General features: G+C 75.2%; 19 protein-coding genes. 7 read left to right on the top strand and 12 right to left on the bottom strand.

Going from position 1 to position 21,703, the window contains the following annotated elements; translation table 11 throughout:
• Positions 1-6: 6 nt before the first annotated feature.
• From ABZ883_RS17300 to ABZ883_RS17285, 4 genes are all read right to left on the bottom strand, one after another.
• A complete protein-coding gene (locus tag ABZ883_RS17300; RefSeq protein WP_360906636.1) occupies positions 7-1,053 on the bottom strand; it encodes a hypothetical protein in 1,047 nt (348 codons plus the stop codon).
• A 136-nt stretch (positions 1,054-1,189) separates the two neighbouring features.
• A complete protein-coding gene (locus ABZ883_RS17295; protein WP_360906635.1) occupies positions 1,190-2,221 on the bottom strand; it encodes an alcohol dehydrogenase catalytic domain-containing protein in 1,032 nt (343 codons plus the stop codon).
• On the bottom strand, positions 2,218-3,378 hold the full coding sequence (locus ABZ883_RS17290) for a mandelate racemase/muconate lactonizing enzyme family protein (RefSeq protein ID WP_360906633.1): 1,161 nt from the start codon (positions 3,376-3,378) through the stop codon (positions 2,218-2,220). The genes ABZ883_RS17295 and ABZ883_RS17290 overlap by 4 nt, the downstream gene beginning before the upstream one ends.
• 190 nt (positions 3,379-3,568) lie before the next feature.
• Positions 3,569-4,480 carry an SGNH/GDSL hydrolase family protein gene (locus ABZ883_RS17285; protein ID WP_360906631.1) on the bottom strand — a complete coding sequence of 304 codons (912 nt, stop codon included), beginning with the start codon at positions 4,478-4,480 and terminating at the stop codon, positions 3,569-3,571.
• Positions 4,481-4,716: 236 nt separating this feature from the next.
• Here ABZ883_RS17285 and ABZ883_RS17280 point away from each other — a divergent pair, with 236 nt between their 5' ends.
• Positions 4,717-5,211, top strand: coding sequence for a DUF3145 domain-containing protein (locus ABZ883_RS17280; RefSeq protein WP_319662641.1), 495 nt, complete (start codon positions 4,717-4,719; stop codon positions 5,209-5,211).
• On the opposite strand, the gene ABZ883_RS17275 is transcribed toward ABZ883_RS17280, so the two are convergent.
• The 3 genes from ABZ883_RS17275 to ABZ883_RS17265 all read right to left on the bottom strand — a co-directional run bounded on the left by ABZ883_RS17275 (position 5,199) and on the right by ABZ883_RS17265 (position 10,304).
• Positions 5,199-7,337, bottom strand: a complete 2,139-nt coding sequence (locus tag ABZ883_RS17275; protein ID WP_360906629.1) for an MMPL family transporter — start codon at positions 7,335-7,337, stop codon at positions 5,199-5,201. The genes ABZ883_RS17280 and ABZ883_RS17275 overlap by 13 nt on opposite strands.
• Before the next feature lie 742 nt (positions 7,338-8,079).
• On the bottom strand, positions 8,080-9,591 hold the full coding sequence (locus ABZ883_RS17270; protein ID WP_360906627.1) for an SDR family oxidoreductase: 1,512 nt from the start codon (positions 9,589-9,591) through the stop codon (positions 8,080-8,082).
• The gene (locus ABZ883_RS17265) at positions 9,588-10,304 is read right to left on the bottom strand and encodes an alpha/beta hydrolase (protein WP_360906625.1); all 717 of its coding nucleotides are present in this window, start codon (positions 10,302-10,304) and stop codon (positions 9,588-9,590) included. Before ABZ883_RS17265 ends, ABZ883_RS17270 begins: the two co-directional genes overlap by 4 nt.
• Before the next feature lie 176 nt (positions 10,305-10,480).
• Here ABZ883_RS17265 and ABZ883_RS17260 point away from each other — a divergent pair, with 176 nt between their 5' ends.
• The 5 genes from ABZ883_RS17260 to ABZ883_RS17240 are packed head-to-tail and all read left to right on the top strand — an operon-like array spanning position 10,481 to position 15,855.
• Entirely contained in the window at positions 10,481-11,752 is a 1,272-nt protein-coding gene (locus ABZ883_RS17260) for an FAD-dependent oxidoreductase (protein ID WP_360906623.1), read from the top strand.
• Positions 11,746-12,495 (top strand): DUF1365 domain-containing protein, encoded by a 750-nt coding sequence (locus ABZ883_RS17255; RefSeq protein ID WP_360906621.1) that lies wholly within the window; start codon positions 11,746-11,748, stop codon positions 12,493-12,495. The genes ABZ883_RS17260 and ABZ883_RS17255 overlap by 7 nt, the downstream gene beginning before the upstream one ends.
• Complete coding sequence (locus ABZ883_RS17250; protein WP_360906619.1) at positions 12,492-13,769, top strand: cyclopropane-fatty-acyl-phospholipid synthase family protein; 1,278 nt, start codon at positions 12,492-12,494, stop codon at positions 13,767-13,769. The genes ABZ883_RS17255 and ABZ883_RS17250 overlap by 4 nt, the downstream gene beginning before the upstream one ends.
• Positions 13,766-15,052: a cyclopropane-fatty-acyl-phospholipid synthase family protein gene (locus ABZ883_RS17245; protein WP_360906617.1), complete on the top strand. Its 1,287-nt coding sequence runs from the start codon at positions 13,766-13,768 to the stop codon at positions 15,050-15,052. Before ABZ883_RS17250 ends, ABZ883_RS17245 begins: the two co-directional genes overlap by 4 nt.
• Positions 15,046-15,855 (top strand): DUF1295 domain-containing protein, encoded by an 810-nt coding sequence (locus ABZ883_RS17240; RefSeq protein WP_360906615.1) that lies wholly within the window; start codon positions 15,046-15,048, stop codon positions 15,853-15,855. The genes ABZ883_RS17245 and ABZ883_RS17240 overlap by 7 nt, the downstream gene beginning before the upstream one ends.
• On the opposite strand, the gene ABZ883_RS17235 is transcribed toward ABZ883_RS17240, so the two are convergent.
• The 3 genes from ABZ883_RS17235 to ABZ883_RS17225 all read right to left on the bottom strand — a co-directional run bounded on the left by ABZ883_RS17235 (position 15,768) and on the right by ABZ883_RS17225 (position 18,558).
• Positions 15,768-17,126, bottom strand: a complete 1,359-nt coding sequence (locus ABZ883_RS17235; RefSeq protein ID WP_360906613.1) for a deoxyribodipyrimidine photo-lyase — start codon at positions 17,124-17,126, stop codon at positions 15,768-15,770. The genes ABZ883_RS17240 and ABZ883_RS17235 overlap by 88 nt on opposite strands.
• A gap of 95 nt (positions 17,127-17,221) precedes the next feature.
• Positions 17,222-18,001 carry an anti-sigma factor gene (locus ABZ883_RS17230; protein ID WP_360906611.1) on the bottom strand — a complete coding sequence of 260 codons (780 nt, stop codon included), beginning with the start codon at positions 17,999-18,001 and terminating at the stop codon, positions 17,222-17,224.
• Positions 17,998-18,558 carry a sigma-70 family RNA polymerase sigma factor gene (locus tag ABZ883_RS17225; protein WP_360906609.1) on the bottom strand — a complete coding sequence of 187 codons (561 nt, stop codon included), beginning with the start codon at positions 18,556-18,558 and terminating at the stop codon, positions 17,998-18,000. The genes ABZ883_RS17230 and ABZ883_RS17225 overlap by 4 nt, the downstream gene beginning before the upstream one ends.
• Positions 18,559-18,730: 172 nt before the next feature.
• Here ABZ883_RS17225 and ABZ883_RS17220 point away from each other — a divergent pair, with 172 nt between their 5' ends.
• The gene (locus tag ABZ883_RS17220; protein ID WP_360906607.1) at positions 18,731-19,627 is read left to right on the top strand and encodes an NAD(P)-dependent oxidoreductase; all 897 of its coding nucleotides are present in this window, start codon (positions 18,731-18,733) and stop codon (positions 19,625-19,627) included.
• 582 nt (positions 19,628-20,209) lie between these two features.
• Here ABZ883_RS17220 and ABZ883_RS17215 read toward each other — a convergent pair.
• Entirely contained in the window at positions 20,210-20,971 is a 762-nt protein-coding gene (locus tag ABZ883_RS17215; protein ID WP_360906605.1) for a hypothetical protein, read from the bottom strand.
• Positions 20,972-20,974: 3 nt separating this feature from the next.
• Positions 20,975-21,682: a hypothetical protein gene (locus ABZ883_RS17210; protein WP_360906603.1), complete on the bottom strand. Its 708-nt coding sequence runs from the start codon at positions 21,680-21,682 to the stop codon at positions 20,975-20,977.
• Between the last annotated feature and the right edge of the window lie 21 nt (positions 21,683-21,703).

The raw sequence follows: 21,703 nt of genomic DNA, 5'->3' as shown, positions 1-21,703 counted from the left end.
GGCTGATCAGATCCTTTCGGGGGCCAGGCGGGGGTCGGCCGCGTGGTCCTGGTCGGTCGTGATGTCGAGGGGGAAGCGGTGGAGCGGGCCCGGCAGCCGCGCGCCCAGCGGGGAGAGCCCGCCGTCCGCGCCGAGCCGGGAGAGCAGGTCGAGCACGAGGCGTCCGCGGCGGACCCGTTCGCGGGCGGTCGCCAGCGCGACGTCCCGCAACTGCCGTCCGTACGGGTAGATGCCGGGGGCCTTGCTCAGGCCGAACTTCAGGTAGATCGGGGCGCCGCGGCGGATCAGTTCGGCCGCGTCGTACAGCCGGACGAAGCCGCCGAGGTCGTCGGGGGCCTCGATGTAGAAGTCCATCGGGGCCCGGCTGGTCCGGCGGATCTCGGTGATCTGCTGGAGGGTCAGGTCCGAGGGGATGTTGACGGAGTCGGCGCCGAGCCGCTCCCACACCGCGTAGGCGGCCGGGTTGACCGGGCCGACCAGCGCGGAGACCTTGAACGTGGTGTCGGCGGGCAGCAGGCCCTGCTCGCGGAGCCGGTGCAGCAGCCACAGCACGCCCTCGTCGGCGACGAGCAGGCAGCGCACGCCCAGCGCGGCCGCCCGCAGGGCGTCCTCGACACAGCCGGCCACCTGGTCGTGGCCGCGGGCGCGCAGGCCGCCGCCGCGGGAGTCGGTGCGGGTGGCCGCGCCGATGTCCCAGGTGCCGCGGGGACCGGTGAACAGGCAGAGCTCGACGTCGCGTTCGGCGCAGGCGGCCACCATCTCGGTGATCTCCGCGTCGGTCAGCATCCAGACGCCGCTGCCCTGGCTGATCCGGTGCACGGGCACCTCCAGGCGCTCGGCCTCCTCCAGCACGGTGGCCAGGGCCTCGGGGCCCTCCACGGAGGGGATCTCGGTGCGCCAGGTGCCGCCGTCGGGGAAGGAGTGCGGTGAGGCGTCGGCCGGGTCGTCCGCCGGGGCACCGTGGCCGAGCAGGGCGAGAGCGTACTCCCCTGGGTGACGGGGGCCGGGGGCGGTACCGGTCCCGTCGGGACTCGGGGTGGAAGCGTCGTTCACGGTGCTCCTTCGTCGGTGCCGGTGGTGCCGTTCCGGATCGGTGCGGGCTGCGAGCTGTTCGGGATCTCGGACGACGTTCGGGTCATTGGGTGCGGGCCGGTACGGAGCGGACATCGTTGTCCGGGGCGGGCCGGGGTCATGGGCGCAGCAGCACCTTGCCCACCTTCGGGTCCCGGCCCGCCAGCAGGCCGAGCGCCCCGGCGAAGTCCTCCAGGGGCAGTTCGTGGGTGATCAGGGGAGCCGGGTCCAGTACGCCCGCGCCGAACGCGCGCACCGTGTGCGCCCACGCGGCCGGCGGCGCCCCGAACACCGTGTGCACGGTCAGCTGCCGCACCACCAGGTCGGTCGGGTCCAGCCCCTGCGCGGAGCCCGCCTCCGGGATGCCGGTCAGCGCCAGCCGGCCGCCCCGGCGCAGCAGCCCCGCGCCGGTCCGGGCCGCGCCGGGCGAACCGGCCGCCTCCACGACGAGGTCGAAGTCCCCGAAGTCCGTCGACTGCGGGCCCGGCAGCTCCGCCGTGGTGCGGTACATCGTGGCGCCGAAGGACGCCGCCAGCTCCTCCCGGTCGCGCCGGGTCCCCACCACGAGCAGTTCGGCGGGGGACACCGCGGCCAGGAACTGCACCGCCAGCATCCCGAGCGTGCCGGTGCCCACGACGGCCACCCGGTCGCCCGGCGCGGCCGGGGCCATCAGCAGGGCGGCCGCCACGCACGCCGCCGGTTCCAGCAGCGCGGCGGAGCGCAGATCGGCGTCGTCGTCCAGGACGTGCAGCAGCCGGGCGGGCAGGGTGAGGGTGTCGGCCATCGCGCCGGGCTGCGTGAAGCCGGTCTCCTCGTACGGGGCGCCGCACAGCGTGGTCTCCCCGGCGTGGCAGCGGTCGCAGACCTGGCAGTTGCGGAAGCCCTCGCCGACGACCTTGCGGCCGGCCAGGTCCGCGGGCACGCCGGGGCCCACCGCCTCCACCGTGCCGGACCACTCGTGCCCGGGGGTGACGGGGTAGCGGACGTAGCCCTCGGGCCGCGTGCCCGCGTGGACCTCGCGGTCGCTGCCGCAGATCCCGGCCGCGTGCACGCGGACCAGTGCCTCGCCCGGACCGGGCGCGACCGGTTCCGCGGGGACGATCCGGTGCCGGCCCGGTCCGTCGAGGACGACGGCGCGCGGGCCGGTCACTGCGTGCCCTTGGGCTGCCGGCGCTCCCAGCCCTCGGCCCACAGGTCGAAGCGGGCCTGCTGCTGGGGGAATTCGGCGGCGGCGTCCACGTCGAGCTCGACACCCAGGCCCGGCGCGTCCGACAGGGTGAAGTACCCGTCGGGCCCGACCACGGGGGCGCCCTTGACGACCTTCTTGATCTCGGAGTCCGCGAAGTCGTTGAAGTGCTCGAGGATCTTGAAGTTGGGGGTGCAGCCGGCCAGTTGCAGGCTCGCCGCGGTGAGCACCGACCCGCCGACATTGTGCGGGGCGACCAGCACGTAGTGCGTCTCGGCGGTGGCGGCGAGCTTGCGCACCTCGTTGATGCCGCCGATGTGCCCGAGGTCGGGCTGGATGATGTCGGCGGCCTGGAGCTCGAACAGCTCGCGGAACTCGTAGCGGTCGTGGATGCGTTCGCCGGTCGCGATCGGCAGGTCGGTGTGCGCGGCGACCTTCGCCAGCGCCTTGAGGTTCTCCGGCGGCACCGGCTCCTCGATCCAGCTCGGCTTGAACGGCGCCATGTCCTTGGCGACCCGGATCGCGGTGGCCGGGCTGAAGCGCCCGTGCATCTCGACCAGCAGCTCGGCCTCGGGCCCGATCGCGTCGCGGACGGCCTCGATGAGGGAGACGGAGTACGAGGTGGCCGCGTGGTCGAGCTCGAAGTGGCCGGTGCCGAACGGGTCGATCTTCAGCGCCCGGTAGCCGCGCTCCACGACCGCGCTCGCGGCCTTGTGGTAGGCCTCCGGGGTGCGCTCGGTGGTGTACCAGCCGTTGGCGTACGCCTTGACCTTCTCGTTCACCTTGCCGCCGAGCAGCTGCCACACCGGCACGCCGAGGGCCTTGCCCTTGATGTCCCAGCAGGCCATCTCGACGACCGCGATGCCCGACATGACGATCTCTCCGGCCCGGCCGTAGTCGCCGTACTTCATCCGCCGGACGAGGTCCTCCACCGCGAAGGGGTCGGAGCCGGTGATGTGGTTGGCGGCGGCCTCGTGGAGGTAGCCGAGCAGCGCGTCGGTGTGGCCCAGCATGCGCGTCTCACCGACGCCCGTCAGGCCCTCGTCGGTGTGGACGAGCACGTACGTGAGATTGCGCCAGGGAGTGCCGACCACGTGGGTACTGATGCCGGTGATGCGCACGGAAGTTGCCCCTTAAGGACGGTCGTTCGAGATTTCGTCACCCGTTCGAAATGTTGAAGGGACCGTAGTTACGGGCTCCGGGCGGTGTCAATGGCTGAGTCGCCCAGGTGTCGGCGTTGTTGCCGAAGTGAGTCCGGACCGCCCGCCGGACTCCCGCGACCCCCGCCGTGCGCAGGCGCGTTCGCGCGCCCTACCGGGTGACGGCGCCGGAGCCGAAGGCCGCGCCGTAGACGATGCCCGCGAGCCGGGACTGTCCCCGGGCGCTGGGGTGGAACCAGTCCCAGGGGCTCAACTCGGCCTCGGTGAAGCGGTAGTCGAAGACCGCGCCGCCGTCGGAGCGACAGTGCTCCCAGCGCGCGCACTCCTGCGCCAGCACCCCGTTGTACGCGATCACCCGCTTCCGCACGGCCTGGCGACGGGCGTTCGCGGCGGCGTTCGTCGCCTCGGGGTCCGCCAGCATCGAGGGGCACAGGCCGAGCTTCCAGATCTGCCGGCCCAGCGCGTTGCGCCGTCCGACGTCCCACAGCCGCAGCAGGTCGGGCACGCTCGCCACGAAGACCTGCGCCTCGGGCAGCCCCCGGTGCAGGGTGCGCAACGCGGTCGCGAAGTCCCGGCGGTACGCGTCCACCGGCGTCATCCGGGCCGTGCTGGGCGCGCACGCGTCGTTGGCGCCCATGAGGATCATCACCTGCTGGGGGCGGAGCGACACGGCCCGCTCGGCCTGCGCCGGCAGATCGGCCATCCGGGCGCCGCTGGCCGCCAGGTTCCAGCTCCTGGCGGCGGGGCGGGTCAGCAGCCGGCCGGCGACGCTGGTCACCGAGGCCCCGCTGCCGGTCGCCCAGGACAGTTCCGGACAGTCCGTCAACACGCCGCACGCGTCGAAACCCCTGGTGATGGAATCCCCCAGGGCGGCCAGCGAGGCCGGCCGGGTGTTCCAGTCGAGGGCCGCCGAGGCGCTCGGGCGGGGGCTCGCGGCCGCGCTCCCGGCGGCCGCCGGAGCCTCCGTGCCGCCCACGGAACAGGCCGTCACCAGCACCGTCGTCAGCAGGCCGGTCAGGGCGGCGGTGGCGCCGCGCACCGTGCGCCGGAGCGACTCCCGCATCGCTGCTCCCTCGGGCGAGTGGGTGACTTCTCGGTGATCCCGACAGTACGTCACTCCTCGGGTGACGCCGCGCGGTAGCTTTTTCCTTGACGCCTGATGGGAAAGAGGTGATCAGAAGTCAGATCTTGTCTCATTCGTTATGATTAGTGCAGAATGTCCACTGCTGTCCCGGATGGCTCGGTTATGGGCATGAGGCCGCTGGGGAAGGCGTACCTCGTCCCACACTGGAGGTCCCGGTGACGACACGTGGAGTTCTGTACGTGCACTCCGCGCCGCGCGCGCTGTGCCCACACGTCGAGTGGGCCGTCGCGGGCGTGCTCGGCGTGCGCGTGAACCTCGACTGGATCCGCCAGCCCGCCTCCCCGGGCACCTGGCGGGCCGAGTTCTCCTGGCAGGGAGACCCCGGCACCGCCTCCAAGCTGGCGTCCGCGCTGCGCGGCTGGCATCTGCTGCGCTTCGAGGTGACGGCGGAGCCGTGCCCCTCCGCCGAGGGGGAGCGCTACAGCAGCACCCCCGAACTGGGCATCTTCCATGCCGTCACCGGCATCCACGGCGACATCCTCATCCCCGAGGACCGGCTGCGCGCCGCGCTCGCGCGGGCCCGCAAGGGCGAGGCCGACCTGGAGACCGAGGTCGCCAAGCTCCTCGGCAAGCCCTGGGACGACGAGCTGGAGCCCTTCCGGTACGCGGGCGAGGGCGCCCCCGTCCGGTGGCTGCATCAGGTGGTCTGACACTCCCTCGGCGCCGCGGCCCCCGCCGCGGGGCCCTGCGGCGTGCCGCCGGCCTCCGCGCACCGCGCCGCGGCCCCCGGCCACCACACCCGCGGCCCGATGTCCCGGACCAGCGCGGGCACCAGCAGCGACCGCACCAGCAGTGTGTCCAGCAGCACCCCGAACGCCACGATGAAGGCGATCTGCACCAGGAAGGCCAGCGGGATCACGCCCAGCGCGGCGAAGGTCGCCGCCAGCACCACGCCCGCAGAGGTGATCACGCCCCCGGTGGCCGTCAGGCCGCGCAGGACGCCCTGCCGCGTCCCGTACCGCAGCGTCTCCTCGCGGACCCGGGTCATCAGGAAGATGTTGTAGTCGACGCCGAGCGCGACCAGGAAGACGAAGCCGTACAGCGGGACCGAGGCGTCCGTCGCCGAGAAGCCGAACACATGCGGGAAGACCAGCGCCGACACACCCAAGGTGGCGGCGAAGTTCAGCGCCACCGTGGCGACCAGCAGCAGCGGCAGCAGCGCACTTCGCAGCAGCGCGGCCAGGATCAGCAGGATGATCGCGAGGACGACGGGCACCACCAGCGTCCGGTCGCGCTCGGCGGTCGCCTGGGTGTCCACCTGCTGCGCGGTGTAGCCGCCGACGAGCGCGTCGGCGCCGGGCACCGCGTGCACGGCCCGCCGCAGCCGCTCCACGGTGGCCTTGGCGGCGTCGCTGTCCGCCGCGTCCCGCAGCGTCACCTCCAGCAGCGCCTTGCCGCCGGCGACCAGCGGCACGCCCTGGCCGGGGCGGCCGGACGCCGTGACCGCGGCGGCTGAGGAGACTCCCGCGGTGCGTTCGGCCACCCGGGTCACCTGGGGGAGCCGGTCCGCGGCCGTGACCACCACGGCGGGGTTCCCCGAGCCGCCGGGGAAGTGCTCGCCGAGGACGCGCTGCGCGGTCACCGAGGGGGCCCGGTGGACGAAGATCTCGTCGAGCGGCACGCCCCGGGCGGTCAGCGCGGGGGAGAAGGCCGCGCAGGCCGCCAGCACCGCCAGAGCCACCGCCCAGACCCGGCGCGGCGCCCGGTCCACGAGCGCGGCCACCCGCTGCCACACCCCCCGGCCGCCCTCCCGCGCCGGACGCGGCCGGGCGGGCCAGTAGGCGGCCGGGCCGAGCAGCAGCAGGACGGCGGGCAGGAAGGTGAGGCTGCTCGCCACGGCGCAGACGATGCCGACGGCGCCGACCGGGCCCAGGGCCCGGTTGTTCGTCAGATCGCTGGCCAGCAGGGCGAGCAGCCCGAGTGCCACCGTGGCGGCGCTGGCCACGATCGCTCCGGCCGAGCGGCCCAGCGCCGCCCGCATGGCCGCGAACCGGTCGCCGCGCCCGGCGAGTTCCTCCCGGAAGCGGGCCGACAGCAGCAGGGCGTAGTCCGTTGCGGCGCCGATGACGAGGATCGACAGGATGCCCTGCACCTGGCCGTCCACCCGGACCGTGCCGTGGTCGGCGAGCACGTACACCACGCCGGCGGCGAGGCCGAGGGAGAGCACCGAGCCGGCGATGATCACCAGGGGCAGCAGCACCGCGCGGTAGACCAGCAGCAGGATCACCAGCACCACACCGAAGGCGACGAGCAGCAGCAGCCCGTCGATGCCCGCAAAGGCGTCGCCCAGGTCGGCCTGCGACGCGGCCGGTCCCGCGACGTGGGCCGTGGTGCCCGGCACCCGCCCGGCGGTGGCGGAGATCCGGTCGACGACCTCCTGCACCTGCCTCCCGAGATCGGGCCGCAGTTGCAGCACGCCCTCCAGCGCCCGCCCGTCCCGCGAGCGCACGGCGGGGGAGGGTTGCCCTGTCACGCCCTCCGTCCCGGCCAGGGAGGCCAGCGCGGCCGTGGCGGCGTCGCGCTGGGCGTCGGTGACCGGACCGCGGGCCGCGGTCCAGACGACGACGGCCGGCACGGTCTCGCCCCGGCGGAACGCCTGCCGTTCGGCCAGCGCCTTCGTGGACTCGGCACTGCGGGGGAGGAAGGCCGCCTGGTCGTTGGTGGAGACCTCGCCCAGCTTGCCGGCGTAGGGGCCGAGCGTGCCGCCGATCCCCATCCAGGCGACCAGGAGCACCACGGGCAGCAGCCATCGGACGGTGCGTGGCACGGATGTCATCGCTTCTCCCGTGGGGATGCGTGCGGGTGTCTCCCTCTGCTGCCCTCAGCATGGACGGCGCCGCGCACGGCGGCGCGACGACCTCCACCAGGCCGGACCGGCCGGCTCGGACCGGCCACCTCCGCCGCGCCGGTCCCGCCGAGGGCGGACTCCTGACGGCGGGGGACGGGGAACCCGCCGTCGGCGGACCGCCCCGGGATCAGCCGGTGGCCTGCGCCCGGCCGACCGAGCGTGGACTCGCGGTCGCCGTAGGCCTCCTGACGGCGGGGGACGAAGAACCGGCCCCGCGCCACCGTGAAGCTGCCGTCGGCGGACCGCCTCGGCATCGCGCGGTGGCCTGCGCCCGCCCCGTCGGGGGCGGACGTGCGGTCGCCGTTCGCTTCCTGACGGCGGGGGACGGGGAACGCGCCGTCGGCGGACCGTCCCCGCTTCGGGCGGTGGCTCGCGGCCGTCCGGCCGTGGGCGGACTCGCGGTCGCCGTAGGCCTCCTGACGGCGAGGGCCCGGCTCCGGCGTGAGGCCGCCGTCGGCGGACCGCCTCGGTATCGGGCGGTGGCCCGCGCCGGTCCCGTCGAGGTCGGACGTGCGGTCGCCGTGTGACTCTTCCGGCGACCGCGCGTCCGTGAACGCGGCGTCGGGGGACCGTTCCGGCATGGGGCCGTGACCTGCGCCCGTCCTGCGGAGGGCGGACTCGCGGTCGGCGTCCGCCTCTTGGCGGCGGGGGACGACGAACCGGCCCCGCGTCACCGTGCAGCCGCCGGCGGCGGAGCGGCCGCCTGCTTCGCCGCCGAGGCGATGTTGCGGGCCATGCCGCCGAAGACGACGGAGTGGAACGGCGACACGCTCCACCAGTACGCGTGGCCGGCCAGCCCCCGCGGGTGGAACAGGGCCCGCTGCCGGTAGACCGTGCGCCCCCGGTCGTCCTGCCCGGCGGACAGCTCCAGCCAGGCCAGCCCCGGCAGCCGCATCTCCGCCCGCAGCCGCAGCAGCCGCCCGGGTTCGATCTCCTCGACCCGCCAGAAGTCCAGCGAGTCGCCCGTCCGCAGCCGCGCCGCGTCCCGCCGCCCCCGGCGCAGTCCCACCCCGCCGACGAAGCGGTCGAGCCAGCCGCGCACCGCCCACGCCAGCGGGCAGGAGTACCAGCCGTTCTCGCCGCCGATGCCCTCGATCACCCGCCACAGGGCCTCCGGCGAGGCGTCCACCACCCGTGCCCTGCGGTCGCTGTAGAGGCTGCCGCCCGCCCAGTCGGGGTCGGTGGGCAGCGGATCGCTGGGCGCGCCGGGCACCGAGGCCGAGGACCAGCGGGTGACCACATTGGCGTCCCGGATGCGCTGGAGGGCCAGTTCCAGGGCCCCTTCGACGCCGATCATGCCCTCCGGCGGATCGGGCACCCACCGGGCGATGTCGTGGTCGTGGCAGACCACCTCGTGCCGCAGCGACTCGGTCAGCGGACGCGCCAGGCCCGCGGGCACCGGGGTCACCAGCCCCACCCAGTGGCTGGACAGCCGGGGGGTGAGCACCGGCACCGGCACGATCAGCCGCGGCGGCAGCCCGGCCACCTCGGCGTACTTCAGCATCATCGCGCGGTACGTGAGCACGTCCGGGCCGCCCACGTCGAAGGCGCGGTTCACCTCGGGCGGCAGCGCCGCGCAGCCGACGAGCAGGCGCAGCACGTCCCGTACGGCGATCGGCTGGATGCGGGTGTTGACCCAGCGCGGGGTGACCATCACGGGCAGCCGCTCGGTGAGGTAGCGCAGCATCTCGAACGAGGCCGAGCCCGAGCCGATGATGACCGCCGCCCGCAGCACGGCCGTCGGCACGCCCGAGGCCAGCAGCACCCGGCCCACCTCGGCGCGCGAGCGCAGGTGCGGCGACAGCTCCCGCTCGGGCACCCCGTCCGGGGTGAGCCCGCCCAGGTACACGATCCGCCGCACACCGGCCGCCTTCGCCGCGCGGCCGAAGATCTCGGCGGCACGGCGGTCGGTCTCCTCGAAGTCCCGGCCGCTGCCGAGGGCGTGCACGAGGTAGTACGCGACGTCCACGCCCTCCATCGCCGCGAGCACCGACCGCTCGTCGGTCACGTCGCCCCGCACCGTCTCGGCGCGGGGCGCCCAGGGGTGGTCGCGCAGCTTCCCCGGGGTGCGGACGAGGCAGCGCACCCGGTGGCCGGCGTCGAGCAGTTCGGGCACCAGGCGGCCGCCGATGTAGCCGCTGGCGCCGGTCACCAGGCAGGTGAGGGCGGTCTTCGCAGTCATCCGGGTCGTTCCTTTCCGGCGGCAGGGGCCGCCAGGGCGCTCGCCACGTCCGGCGGCAGCGGGGCGAGCCGCAGCAGCCCCGCCACCACGCGGGCGGTGGTCGCGTGCCAGATGCCGGCGTCCCGCAGCATCGCGTGGTCGCCGCCCGGCACCGTCAGGTGGCAGGCCAGGGCGCCCGCCGCGCGCGCCCGGTCGGCCAGGGTCAGCGACTCGGCCGGATCGGTGACCCGGTCCCGGTCGCCGTGGAGCAGCACCAGGCGGCGCCCGGCCAGCTGCCCCACCGGTTCGCCCGCCGGGCACCACGGGGCGAGCCCCACGACCCCGCCCACCAGCGGATGCCCGGCCACCCGCAGCGCGGCCCGGCCGCCCATCGAGTGGCCGACCAGCACGACGGGCACCGCCCCAGCGCGTTCCCGCAGGGCTTCCAGCGCCCGCCACGCGTCGTGCGCGGCGTCCTGCCGGTCGCCGTTCCAGCCGCGGTGCCGGTAGCGGACCCCGGCGAGCGCCACCGGGTGCCCGGCCGTGGCCCGGCCGATGGCGCGGACGAACGGCCGCATCCGGGCCCCGGGGAGGTTCCACCGCGTGGGCGGCTCCAGGCCCTCGGCGCGGCCCCCGTGCAGCAGCAGGACGGCGGCCGCCGGGCGCTCCGGCAGGGCGTACGGAACCAGCGTCGCGGCGCCGTCGCCACCCTGCGCGTCGTCACCGTACGTCATCGGATCGCCTCTCCTCGCACTCTCCGTCATTGTCCGCCGCTCCCTCCGCCGCCGCCCGTCCTGATACCTGCCCGGGATTCGGAACCGCGTCCCCACCGGATTGCCCGATCGGCCAATCCGGTGGCCGCAGGCCTACGAATCACCATCAGGGAGAGACGGGGCACGAAGGGAGCGGCATGAACGGCACAGGGCGCCGGATCGCGGTCGTGGGGAGCGGGGTGGCCGGCCTGACCGCCGCGTACGCACTGCAACGGCACGGCGACGTATCGCTGTTTGAAGCGGACGACCGGCTCGGCGGGCACGCCCACACCCACGACGTCCCCTCGTCCGACGGCCGGGTGGCGGCCGTCGACAGCGGCTTCATCGTGCACAACGAGCGCACCTACCCCACCCTGTTGCGGATCTTCGCCGAACTCGGCGTCCGCACGCAGGAGTCCGAGATGAGCATGTCCGTGCGGTGCGAGGGCTGCGGCCTGGAGTACGCCGGGGCCCGCGGGCCCGCCGGGCTGTTCGCGCAGCCGCGCAACGGGCTGCGCCCGGAGTACCTGCGGATGCTGGCCGAAGTGCCGCGCTTCCACCGCAGGGCCCGGCGGCTGCTCGCCGGGGACGGCGGCGACGACACCACCACCCTGGGCGAGTTCCTGCGCGCGGGAGGTTTCTCGGCGTACTTCGTCGCGCACTTCACCACCCCGCTGGTGGCCTGCGTCTGGTCCTGCTCGCCGCGGACCGCCGCCGAGTACCCGGCGGTGTACCTCTTCCGGTTCCTGGACCACCACGGGATGCTGTCGGTGTCCGGCTCGCCCACCTGGAAGACCGTCACCGGCGGCTCGCGCACCTACGTCGAGCGGATCGCCAAGCGGCTGACGGCCCTGCGCACCGCCACCCCCGTACGCGCCCTGCGCCGGCACGCCGACGGCGCCGAGATCGTCACCGACGACGGCGAGAGCGAGGAGTACGACGCGGTGGTCGTCGCCACCCACGCCGACCAGGCGCTGCGCCTGCTCGCCGACGCCACGGCGGCGGAGCGCGCGGTGCTCGGCGCGATCCCGTACTCCCGCAACCCCACGCTGCTGCACACCGACACCTCGCTGCTGCCGCGCAGCACCGGGGCCCGCGGCTCGTGGAACTACCGGATGCCCTCCTGCGCCCCCTCGCCCGGCGGCGTACGGGTCACCTACGACATGAACCGCCTGCAGCGGCTGGACAGCCCCGAGCGCTTCCTGGTCACCCTCGGCGGCGAGGAACTGGTCGACCCCGGCCGGGTGCTGGCCCGCATGGTCTACGAACACCCCGTCTACACCCCGGAGTCGGTCGCCGCGCAGCGTCTGCTGCCCACGCTGAACACCCCCGTCACCGCCTTCGCCGGGGCCTACCACGGCTGGGGCTTCCACGAGGACGGCTGCCGCTCCGGCGCCGAGGCCGCCCGCGCGCTGGGGGCGCGATGGTGACCGCCGCGGCCCCGCCGGACGTGCCCGCCCTGTACGAGTGCGTGATCACCCACGTCCGCACCCGCCCGGTCCGCCACGCCTTCACCCACCGCACCTACCTGTGGCTGATCGACCCCGACCGGCCGCCCCGGCTCCCCGCGCCGCTGCGCCCCTTCGCCCGCTTCGACGCCCGGGACCACTTCGGCGGCCGGCAGCCCACCGTACGGGCCGCCCTGGAGACCTGGCTCGCCGCGCGTGGGGTGGACCTGCGGGGCGGCCCGGTGCGGATGCTCACCCACGCCCGGGTCCTCGGGTACGTCTTCAACCCGCTGACGCTCTACTGGTGCCACACGCCGGACGGCGCCCTGGCCTGCGTCGTCGCCGAGGTCCACAACACCTACGGCGAGCGCCACGCCTACCTGCTGCGCACCGACGGGTCCGGCGCGGCGGACGTCGCCAAGGACTTCCACGTCTCGCCGTTCTTCCCCGTCGACGGCGCCTACCGCATGCGGCTGCCGGAGCCGGACGCCGCGCTGCGCCTCACCGTCCACCTGGAACGCGCCGGGACCCGGCCGTTCACCGCCACGGTGCGCGGCGAACGGCGGCCCGGCACCGCCCCGTTCCTGCTGCGCGCCGCGCTGCGCCACCCCTGGTCCACCGCCGCCGTGTCGGCCGGCATCCGCCGCCACGGCATCCGACTGCTGCTGCGCGGACTGCCCGTGCTGCGGCGCCCCGTCCACCCGCCTCAGGAGGGTTTCGAGTGACCACGTCCGTACCCGTCCCCGCACCCGCTCCCGCCTGCTCCGGCGGCGTGGACCCGCGCCGCTGGCCGGACGTCGCCGCACCACAGCGGTGCTCCCGCGCACGGGCCGCCGTCGCCGGCGCCGTCGTGCGCCGCACCCTGTCCCGGCTGCCGCTGAACTGCCGCCTCGGGCCCGGCGGCCCGGTGCTCGGCACCGGCGGCCCCGCGGTCGAGATCCGCGACCCCGAGGCCTTCTTCCGCCGCGTGGGAGCCGGCGGACTGATCGGCTTCGGCGAGTCCTGGATGGCCGGCGAGTGGGACGCGCCCGACCTCGTCGCCGTGCTCACCGTGCTGGCCGCCAACGTCACCGGACTCGTCCCCCGGCCGATGCAGCGGCTGCGCGCCCTGTGGGCACGCCGGGAGCCCCGCGAGCGCCGCAACACCCTCGACGGCGCCCGGGACAACATCCACGCCCACTACGACCTGTCCAACGAGCTGTTCGCGCTCTTCCTGGACGAGACCCTCACCTACTCCTCGGCGGTCTTCGCCGGCCTGCCCGCCGGCCCGGAGGCGCTCGCGGACGCCCAGCGCCGGAAGATCGACCGCCTGCTGGACCTCGCGCGGGTCGGCGAGGGCACCCGGCTGCTGGAGATCGGCACCGGCTGGGGCGAACTCGCCGTGCGCGCCGCCCGGCGCGGCGCCCAGGTCGTCACCGTCACCCTCTCCGAGGAGCAGCGCCGGCTGGCCGCCGAGCGCATCGAGGCGGCCGGCCTGTCCGCCCGCGCGACGGTGCTGCTGCGCGACTACCGGCAGGTGACGGGCCGTTACGACGCCGTCGTCAGCGTCGAGATGATAGAGGCCGTCGGCGCCGAGTACTGGCCCGCCTACTTCACCGCCCTCGACCGGCTGCTCGCCCCCGGCGGCCGGATCGCGCTCCAGGCCATCACCATGGCCGACAACCGGATGCGGGCCACCCGCCACACCCACACCTGGATCCAGAAGTACATCTTCCCCGGCGGCCTGATCCCCTCCCCGGAGGCGATCGAGCGCACCCTCGCGGCGCACACGACGCTGCGCGTCGAGGAGAGCACGGGCTTCGCCGCGCACTACGCCGAGACACTGCGGCTGTGGCGCGAACGCTTCACCGACCGCGCCGCCGAGGTCACCGCCCTCGGCTTCGACGAGACCTTCCGCCGCATGTGGACCCTCTACCTCGCCCACTCCGAGGCCGGCTTCCGCTCCGGCTACCTCGACGTGCGCCAACTGCTGCTCACCCGAGGGGAGACCGCCCGGTGAAGAGTGCCGCGGACACTCTCGTCCCCCTGCTGGAGCAGTTCACCGGCGGCCCGCTGCCGTTCCGGCTGCGGGCCTGGGACGGCAGCACCGCGGGGCCCCGCGACGCGCCGATGGTGGTGCTGCGCTCCCGGCGCGCGCTGCGCCGGCTGCTCTGGGAACCCGGCGAACTCGGCCTGGCCGAGGCCTACATCACCGGTGAGCTCGACGTGCGCGGCGACCTCACGGAGAGCCTGCGCACGATCTGGGCCGCGGTGCGCGAGGGCCGCGTCACCCCGCCCCGGCTGACCGCCGCGGACCGCCTGCGGGCGGCCGGCGCGGCGCTGCGGCTCGGCGCGGTCGGCCCCCGGCCGCCCGCCCCGCGCGGCCGGGCCCGGCTGAACGGGACCTTGCACAGCCGGGGCCGCGACCGCGCCGCCATCAGCCACCACTACGACCTGTCCAACGCGTTCTACGCCCTGCTCCTCGACCCCTCCATGGCGTACTCCTGCGCCTACTGGACCCGCGCGGACGACCCCGCGTACGGCCTCGCCGACGCCCAGCGCGACAAGCTGGAACTGATCTGCCGCAAGCTGGGACTGCGCCCCGGCATGCGGCTGCTCGACATCGGCTGCGGCTGGGGCGCGCTGTCGCTGTACGCCGCCGAGACCCACCGCGCCCAGGTGCACGCGGTCACCCTGTCCGCCGCGCAGCGCGACGCCGTCCAGGCCCGCATCCGCGAACGCGGCCTGGAGCAGTACGTGCGGGTCGAACTGCGCGACTACCGCGACCTGGAGGGCAGCGGCGGCTACGAGGCCGTCACCGCGATCGAGATGGGCGAGCACGTCGGCGACGCGCACTACCCCGCCTTCGCCGCCACCCTGCACCGCGTGCTGCGCCCGCACGGCCGTGCCCTGGTGCAGCAGATGTCCCGCGGCCGGGTCGCGCCGGGCGGCGGCGCGTTCATCGAGACGTACATCGCCCCCGACATGCACATGCGGCCCCTCGGCCGTACCGTCGCCCTGCTGGAGGACGCCGGGCTGGAGGTGCGCGCCGTGGAGTCGCTGCGCGACCACTACGTGCGCACGATCCGCGCCTGGCTGGCCACGCTGGAGGCGCGCTGGCCCGAGTTCACGGCGATGGCAGGGGAGGAGACCGCCCGTGTGTGGCGGCTGTACCTGGCCGGCGGTGCGCTCGCCTTCGCCGAACGGCGCATGGGCGTCGACCAGATCCTCGCCGTACGCCCCACCGAGGACGGCGGCACCGGGCTGCCGGACACGCAGGACGGCTGGTACGGGCGATGGTGACCCTCGCGGCGGCGGGCGCGGCGCTCGCGGTGATGCTGGTGGCCTTCGCGGTCGGCCGGGTGCGCGGCATGCACCGGTACGTCGACATCGCCTGGGGCGCGGCCTTTGCGGCCGTGGGGGCGGTCGCGTACGTGATGTCGGCCGGGCACGGGGACCCGGCCCGGCGCGCGCTGGTGCTGGCGATGGTGGCGGTGTGGGGGCTGCGGCTGGCCGCCCACATCGCCTGGCGGGGCCGGGGGCACGGCGAGGACCCGCGCTACGAGGCCCTGCTGGACAAGGCGCGCGGCAACCGCACCCTGTACGCCCTGCGCATGGTCTACCTGCTCCAGGCCGCCCTGGTCTGGCTGGTCTCGCTGCCGGTCCAGGCGGCCTCCTACCTCCCCGGCCCGCTCGGTCCCGCCGCCGCGGTCGGCGCCCTGCTGTGGGCCGTCGGCCTGCTCTTCGAGGCGGTCGGCGACCGTCAACTGGCGCGCTTCAAGGCCGATCCCGCGAACCGGGGGAAGATCATGGACCGCGGGCTGTGGAGCTGGACGCGGCACCCCAACTACTTCGGCGACTTCCTCGTCTGGTGGGGGCTGTTCGCGCTGACCTGCGATGCCTGGCAGGCCGCGGCGGCCACCGTGGTCTCCCCGCTGGTGATGAGCCTGCTGCTGATCCGCGGCAGCGGGAAGGCCCTGCTGGAGCGGCGCATGGCCGGCCGCCCCGGCTGGGACGACTACGCCTCCCGTACCGCGGGCTTCTTCCCCCGGCCCCCGCGGAAGCGGGCGGCGCCCTCGTCCAGGTCCACCAGCGGCGCCGGGTAGTCCAGTGCGCGGCGCCGCTCCTCGTCCAGCAGCCAGGGACGGTGGACGGCGCCGCCCGGCACACCGGCCAGCTCCGGCAGCCAGTGGCGGACGTACGCCCCGTCGGGGTCGAAACGCCGGGCCTGGGTCAGCGGGTTGAGGACGCGGTTGGGGCGGGTGTCGGTGCCGGTGCCCGCCACCCACTGCCAGTTGAGCTGGTTGTTGGCGATGTCGCCGTCCACCAGCAGGCTCAGGAAGTGCGCGGCGCCGACCCGCCAGTCCACGTACAGCGTCTTGGTCAGGAAGCTGCCCACCAGCAGCCGCGCCCGGTTGTGCATCCACCCCTCGTGCCGCAGCTGCCGCATCGCCGCGTCCACGATCGGGTAGCCGGTGCGGCCCTCCCGCCACGCCTCGGCCTCCGGGCCGTCGCCCTGCCAGGAGTCGTGACGCGGGCGCAGGTCGCGGTGGGCGGCGTACGGGCGGGCGGCGAGCACCTGGTGGTGGAAGTCCCGCCAGGCCAGCTGGCGTACGAAGCCGCCGTGGGCGCCGGCGACCAGTTCCGTCGCCGACAGGCAGCCGAAGTGCAGGTACGGCGAGAGCCGCGAGGTCCCGTCGCCCTCCAGGTCGTCGTGGCGCTCGTCGTACGCGTCCACGCCGCCGCCCGAGCGCCAGGCCCGCCAGAGCCGCCGGCCCTCGCTCTCGCCCCCGGCGGGCAGGCCCGGCGAGACCCCGCCCGGTGCGTCCGGCAGCGCGAGCGACCGCGGGCCCTCCGGCACCCGGACCACCCGCGGCGCGCCCAGCACGTCCCGGACGTCCTCCTGCTCCCAGCGCCGGAAGTACGGCGTGAACACCTCGAACAGGTCCTTGCCCGCCGGGGTGACGGCCCCGGGCGGCACCACGGTGAGCACGCCGTCGTGGACCCGCAGCTCCCGCCGCGCCCCCTCCAGCGCCTCCCGCAGCCGCGTCTCCCGGCGGCCGGCGTACGCGCTCACCCCGGCCGCGATGTGCACCTGCCGCGCGCCGGTCTCCTCCGCGACCCGGCACACCTCCTCGACGACGTCCCCCGCGCGCAGCACCAGCCGCCCCCCGCGGTCCCGCAGCCGGGCGTCCAGGTCCGCCAGGCACTGCGCCAGGAACGCCGCGCGGTTCGGCACCGCGAACCCGGCCGCCCCGACGCCGTCGTCCAGCACGAACAACGGCACGACCTCGTCGGCCGAGTTCAGCGCCGCGCGCAGCACGGGATGGTCGTGCACCCGCAGATCCGCGGTGAACAAGCAGACGGCCACGGACACGCGTGCACCTCGTACCTTTGATTGCCTTGTCCCGCCCGAGCCTAGGCCGCCCGCGCGCCCGGCTCCCGCATTCGCCGGGCGCGTCCCCCCACCGGTCAGGCCTTCGCGAAGGACATGAGCGCGAGCGGCTGCGTGGTGGGGCGCGGGGAGCCGCCCGCCGGTTCGACGGTGATGCCCATCCCGGATGCGCCGCCGACGGGGCCGTCGAGGAGCACGGCCTCGCTGCCGCCCGGGCCGGAGCGGGGGACCAGCCCGGCGGAGCGCATGGTGCCGCCCGTGTCGGAGAACCAGAGCTGGTAGACCCGGCCCCCGGACAGCGGGGGCAGGCCCTGGGCGAAGAAGACCGCGCGGTCCTGGCTCCGGGACACCACGACGGTGCCGCTGGCGCCGCCGGAGAGCTTCCCGGTGGTGGCGGCGGCGTCCGGCGCGGCGAGGACCCGGGCGACGGACTCGGCGCCGGCCTGCGCCTGCCGGGCCTCCTGGCGGGCGTCGCCCAGTTGCTGCTGCTGCCAGACGGCGACGCCGCCGAGCGCGGCGGCGGCCACCAGGCAGGCGGCCAGGGCGAACCGGGTGACCAGCGGGGTCCGCGGGGCGCGGCGGACACGGCGGCGGTCCCGCACGGGGATCTCGGCCACCCGCGGCGGCTCCTGCCGGACGGTGGCGATCCGCCGCATCACCTCGTCCTTCATCCGCTGCGGCGCGGGTTCGGCCGCGGCGAGCCCGAGCCGGGCGGCGGTCGCGGTGAGCTCGCGCACCTCCAGGGCGCACGGCTCGCAGTCCGCCAAGTGGCTCTCGAACTCGGCGCGCTCGTGCCGGTCCAGGGCGTCCAGGGCGTACGCCCCGGTGAGGGTGTGCAGCTCGGCGTTGGTGCTCACGCGGTCACCCCCAGGCAGTCGCGCAGCCGGATGAGGCCGTCCCTGAGCCGGGTCTTGACCGTCCCCAGGGGCAGCGACAGCAGTTCGGCGACCTCGCGGTAGGTCAGGCCCCGGTAGTACGCCAGCATCACCGACTGGTGCTGCAGCTCGGTGAGGGTGCGCATGCAGCGCCTCACCTGCTCCCGTTCGAGCCGGGCCTCGACCTGCTCGGTCACCTCGTCGTACGCGGGCGTGCGGTCCAGCAGGGCCGCCTTGTGCTCGCGGTCGGCGGCGGCGCTCGCCGACCGGACGCGGTCGACCGCCCGGCGGTGGGCCAGGGTCATCACCCAGGTCATCGCACTGCCTTTCTCGGGGCGGAAGCGGGCCGCCGTGCGCCAGACCTCCACCAGGACCTCCTGGGCGACCTCCTCGGACTGCGCGGGGTCGCGCAGCACGCCGCGGACCAGCCCCAGCACGGGCCCGCTCACGGCGTCGTACAGCCCGGCGAAGGCCTCCTGGTCGCCGCGCGCGACGGCGAGCAGCAGTTCCGTGAGGTCCGGCCCCTGGCGCGCGGGCATGCCGATTCGCACCGGTTCCCTCTCCACATCTCCCGCTTTCGTCGTTGTGTCGGTCCGCTGTCGTGTGCTCGGTGCCCGGCCGCCGCGGTCCTGCCGTTGCCCCGTGCACAGTCTCCCGTCCGGCATTCGGCGCCGCGAGCGGTTCGGATTGGTCCGTCGTACGGTGGCTCCCATGTCCGACACCACCTCAGTAGCAGTCCTCGGCACCGGGATCATGGGTGCCGCGATGGCCCGCAACCTCGTCAGGGCCGGCCTCGACGTCCGCGTGTGGAACCGTACGAGCAGCAAGGCCGAACCGCTCGCGGAGGACGGCGTCCGGGTCGCCGCCACGCCCGCGGAGGCCGTGGAGGGCGCCGACGTCGTGCTGACGATCCTCCACGACGGCCCGGCCGCGCTGGAGACCATGCGGCAGGCGGCGCCCGCGCTGCGGCCCGGCACGGTCTGGGCGCAGGCCACCACGGCCGGCGTCGAAGCGCTCGGCGCGTTCGCGGAGTTCGCCGCCGCACACGGCATCGTCTTCGTCGACTCGCCGGTCCTCGGCACCAGGCAGCCGGCCGAGGCCGGGGAGCTGCTGGTGCTCGCGGCGGGGCCGCAGGAGGTGCGGCAGGCGCTGGAGCCGGTCTACGGCGCGATCGGCAGGCGCACCCAGTGGGTGGGCGAGGACGCCGCGGAGGGCGCCGCCAGCCGGCTCAAGCTCGTGGTCAACAGCTGGGTGCTCACCGTCACCCACGGCACCGCGGAGGCCCTGGCGCTGGCCGAGGGACTCGGGGTGGACCCCCGCGCCTTCCTGGACGCGGTGGCCGGCGGCGGCCTCGACATGGGCTACCTGCGGGGGAAGGCCGACGCCATCCTGCGCGGCGACTTCGCGCCCAGCTTCGCGCTGCAGACCGCGGAGAAGGACGCGCGGCTGGTCGTGGCGGCCGGTGAGGCCGCCGGGGTCCGCCTCGACGTGGCCGAGGCCGGCGCGGAGCGCTTCCGGCGGGCGGCGGCCCAGGGCCACGGCGAGGAGGACATGGCGGCCACCTGGTTCGCGAGCTTCGGCGACGGCCGGGCCGCGCAGCAGGCCTAGACGGCCGGGCCGTCACCTGCCCCCCGGTTCCGCCGGAAGGTGCCCGCGGTCGCGGCACTTCGCCGGCTTTCGGCCTGGGGGAGCGGTCGCATCTCGCGGGCTGCGGGGACGGCGGGGGCGCGAAGCGGGCTTCCTGGTTTCGCGGGAAGGTGGCCCCGGGCACGGACTTTTCCGGCCTTGGGCTGGGGGGAGGGGTCGCTTCCTGTGGGCTTCGGCGATGGCGGGGGCGCGAAGCGGGCTTCCTGGTTTCGCCGGAAGGTGGCCCCGGGCACGGCTCTCGGCGGGCCTTCGGCCGGGGGGAGGGGGGCGTATCCCGTGGGCTTCGGGGACGGCCGGGACGCGATGCGGGCTCCCCGGTTGCGCCGGAAGGTGCCCTCAGGCACGGCACTTTCCCGGCCTTCGGCCGGGGAAGCCGTCGCATTGTCCGGGGGGTCCGGCCACGCAGAGCGCGGGACGGCTGTCCGCCGTGCGGTGCACCGCACCTGGCGGCACCCCCGGCGGTGGCCGGGGGTGCCGCGGGACCCGCCCGCCGGGCGGTGGGGGCACCCAGCGGTGGCCGGGCACTGCCCGGGCCCGCGGGGGCTATCCCACGTGCGGGAAGAGCGCGGCGAAGGACGCCGCCGCCTCGGCGGGGTCCCGTCCGTAGGGTGCGTTGAAGTCCCAGATCAGGAAGAGGAGGAAGGCGATCAGGGCGCTGTAGAGCCCGGCCAGGAGCAACTCCCGCCGGGAGCGCCGGATCTGCAGGGTGAAGATCAGTCCCACCGCGACCAGGCCGCCCACGATCAGCCCGAACCAGACCACGCCCGGCATGGTGGGCGCGGAGCTGTCGGCGCGCGCGTTGCGTGCGTCGTCGGCCGCGGCCACCTGGTCGACGACGGGCTGGTAGGCCTGGTTGGCCAGCGGGGTGCGCGGCTCGAACGCCGTCACGTCGCGGCGCACCACGCCCAGCAGTTCGCTGCCGCGCTGGGTGTTGTCGCCGTTCTTGACCATGTACGGGATCTCTTTGTCCACGACGTACGACACGTAGGTGTCGATGTCCTCGCGCACCCGGTCGCGGACGGCGGCCGGGTACACCTGGACCCGCTCCTGGACCTCGTGCAGCGCCTGGGCCTCACGGCGCGCGGCGTCCTCGGCGGCGCCCCGTCCCTCCCAGACGCCGGCGATGGCCAGGCCCAGGACGATCGCGTAGACCACGCCGATCATCATCGTCATGTACTCGATGACGTCCGGGGTCTCGCTGGGGTCGTCGTCCTCGCTCAGCCGGCGGTTGTTGATCGCCACGATGCTCAGCACGACCACGCAGCTCGCGGCCATTCCGATGGCCAGGACAATCCAGTCCGACATGCGTCACCTCCGGGAACGAGCTTGGGAACGGGGTTTGAGCGCGGCGGCCGACAGCACCGCGGGTGCGGTGATCAGCAGCATCAGATGGACGAGGCTCGGACCCTCGGGCGGTGGGAGCGCGGTCACCTTGCGGTAGGCGACCGGCGGCAGTTCGACCCGGTGGCTGGGTGTCGGGGTCGGGGTCGGGGTCGGTGTCGGGGTGGGCGTGGGTGTCGGCGTCGGAGTGGGGGTGGGCGTCGGAGTCGGCGCGGGGGCGGGCCGCTGCCGCACGGGGGCGGGCGCGGGGGCGGGTTTCGGGCGCGGGGCCGGTCCGCACGGATGCCGCCAGGACACCGAGCCGCGCGCGCCCGAGGAGTCCGTGGAGGCGTCCACGGAGGCCTGGTAGCGGGGGCAGTGCTCCCGCCGTACGCGGGCCGACGAGCCGCCGGGGCCGGTCTGGGCCTCCACGGTGTCACCGCCGTGCCGGATCCGGACGCGGGTCCTGGGCACCCCTCCCGCCCCGCCGTCCGGTTTCGTCTCCACACGGACGGCGCCGCCGCCCGTCTCCACCCGTACGGTGCCGTCCGGCAGGAACCGCACGACCGGCGGTCCCGGGACGCCGGGGCGCTCGTCGGCACGGGCGGTTCCCGCCCCGCCCCCGGGACCCCCCGGACCCAGTACCACCAGCACGGCGGCCGCCGTGAGGCCGGCCCCCCTCAGCCATATGGTCATGTCCCAGATGTTGTGCGGCGG

This window comes from Streptomyces sp. NPDC046977 (genome assembly GCF_040644455.1).
Lineage (GTDB): Bacteria > Actinomycetota > Actinomycetes > Streptomycetales > Streptomycetaceae > Actinacidiphila.
Note: the sequence above shows the minus strand (reverse complement) of the source record. Positions and strands in the feature narration are given on the sequence as shown.

Excerpts from the sequence above, each read along its gene's own strand:
- ABZ883_RS17210 (WP_360906603.1), bottom strand. The coding sequence starts at position 21,682 with ATGACCATATGGCTGAGGGGGGCCGGCCTCACGGCGGCCGCCGTGCTG.
- ABZ883_RS17265 (WP_360906625.1), bottom strand. The coding sequence starts at position 10,304 with ATGACGTACGGTGACGACGCGCAGGGTGGCGACGGCGCCGCGACGCTG.
- ABZ883_RS17255 (WP_360906621.1), top strand. The coding sequence starts at position 11,746 with ATGGTGACCGCCGCGGCCCCGCCGGACGTGCCCGCCCTGTACGAGTGC.
- ABZ883_RS17215 (WP_360906605.1), bottom strand. The coding sequence starts at position 20,971 with ATGTCGGACTGGATTGTCCTGGCCATCGGAATGGCCGCGAGCTGCGTG.
- ABZ883_RS17275 (WP_360906629.1), bottom strand. The coding sequence starts at position 7,337 with ATGACATCCGTGCCACGCACCGTCCGATGGCTGCTGCCCGTGGTGCTC.
- ABZ883_RS17225 (WP_360906609.1), bottom strand. The coding sequence starts at position 18,558 with ATGCCCGCGCGCCAGGGGCCGGACCTCACGGAACTGCTGCTCGCCGTC.
- ABZ883_RS17240 (WP_360906615.1), top strand. The coding sequence starts at position 15,046 with ATGGTGACCCTCGCGGCGGCGGGCGCGGCGCTCGCGGTGATGCTGGTG.
- ABZ883_RS17260 (WP_360906623.1), top strand. The coding sequence starts at position 10,481 with ATGAACGGCACAGGGCGCCGGATCGCGGTCGTGGGGAGCGGGGTGGCC.
- ABZ883_RS17220 (WP_360906607.1), top strand. The coding sequence starts at position 18,731 with ATGTCCGACACCACCTCAGTAGCAGTCCTCGGCACCGGGATCATGGGT.
- ABZ883_RS17270 (WP_360906627.1), bottom strand. The coding sequence starts at position 9,591 with ATGACTGCGAAGACCGCCCTCACCTGCCTGGTGACCGGCGCCAGCGGC.
- ABZ883_RS17285 (WP_360906631.1), bottom strand. The coding sequence starts at position 4,480 with ATGCGGGAGTCGCTCCGGCGCACGGTGCGCGGCGCCACCGCCGCCCTG.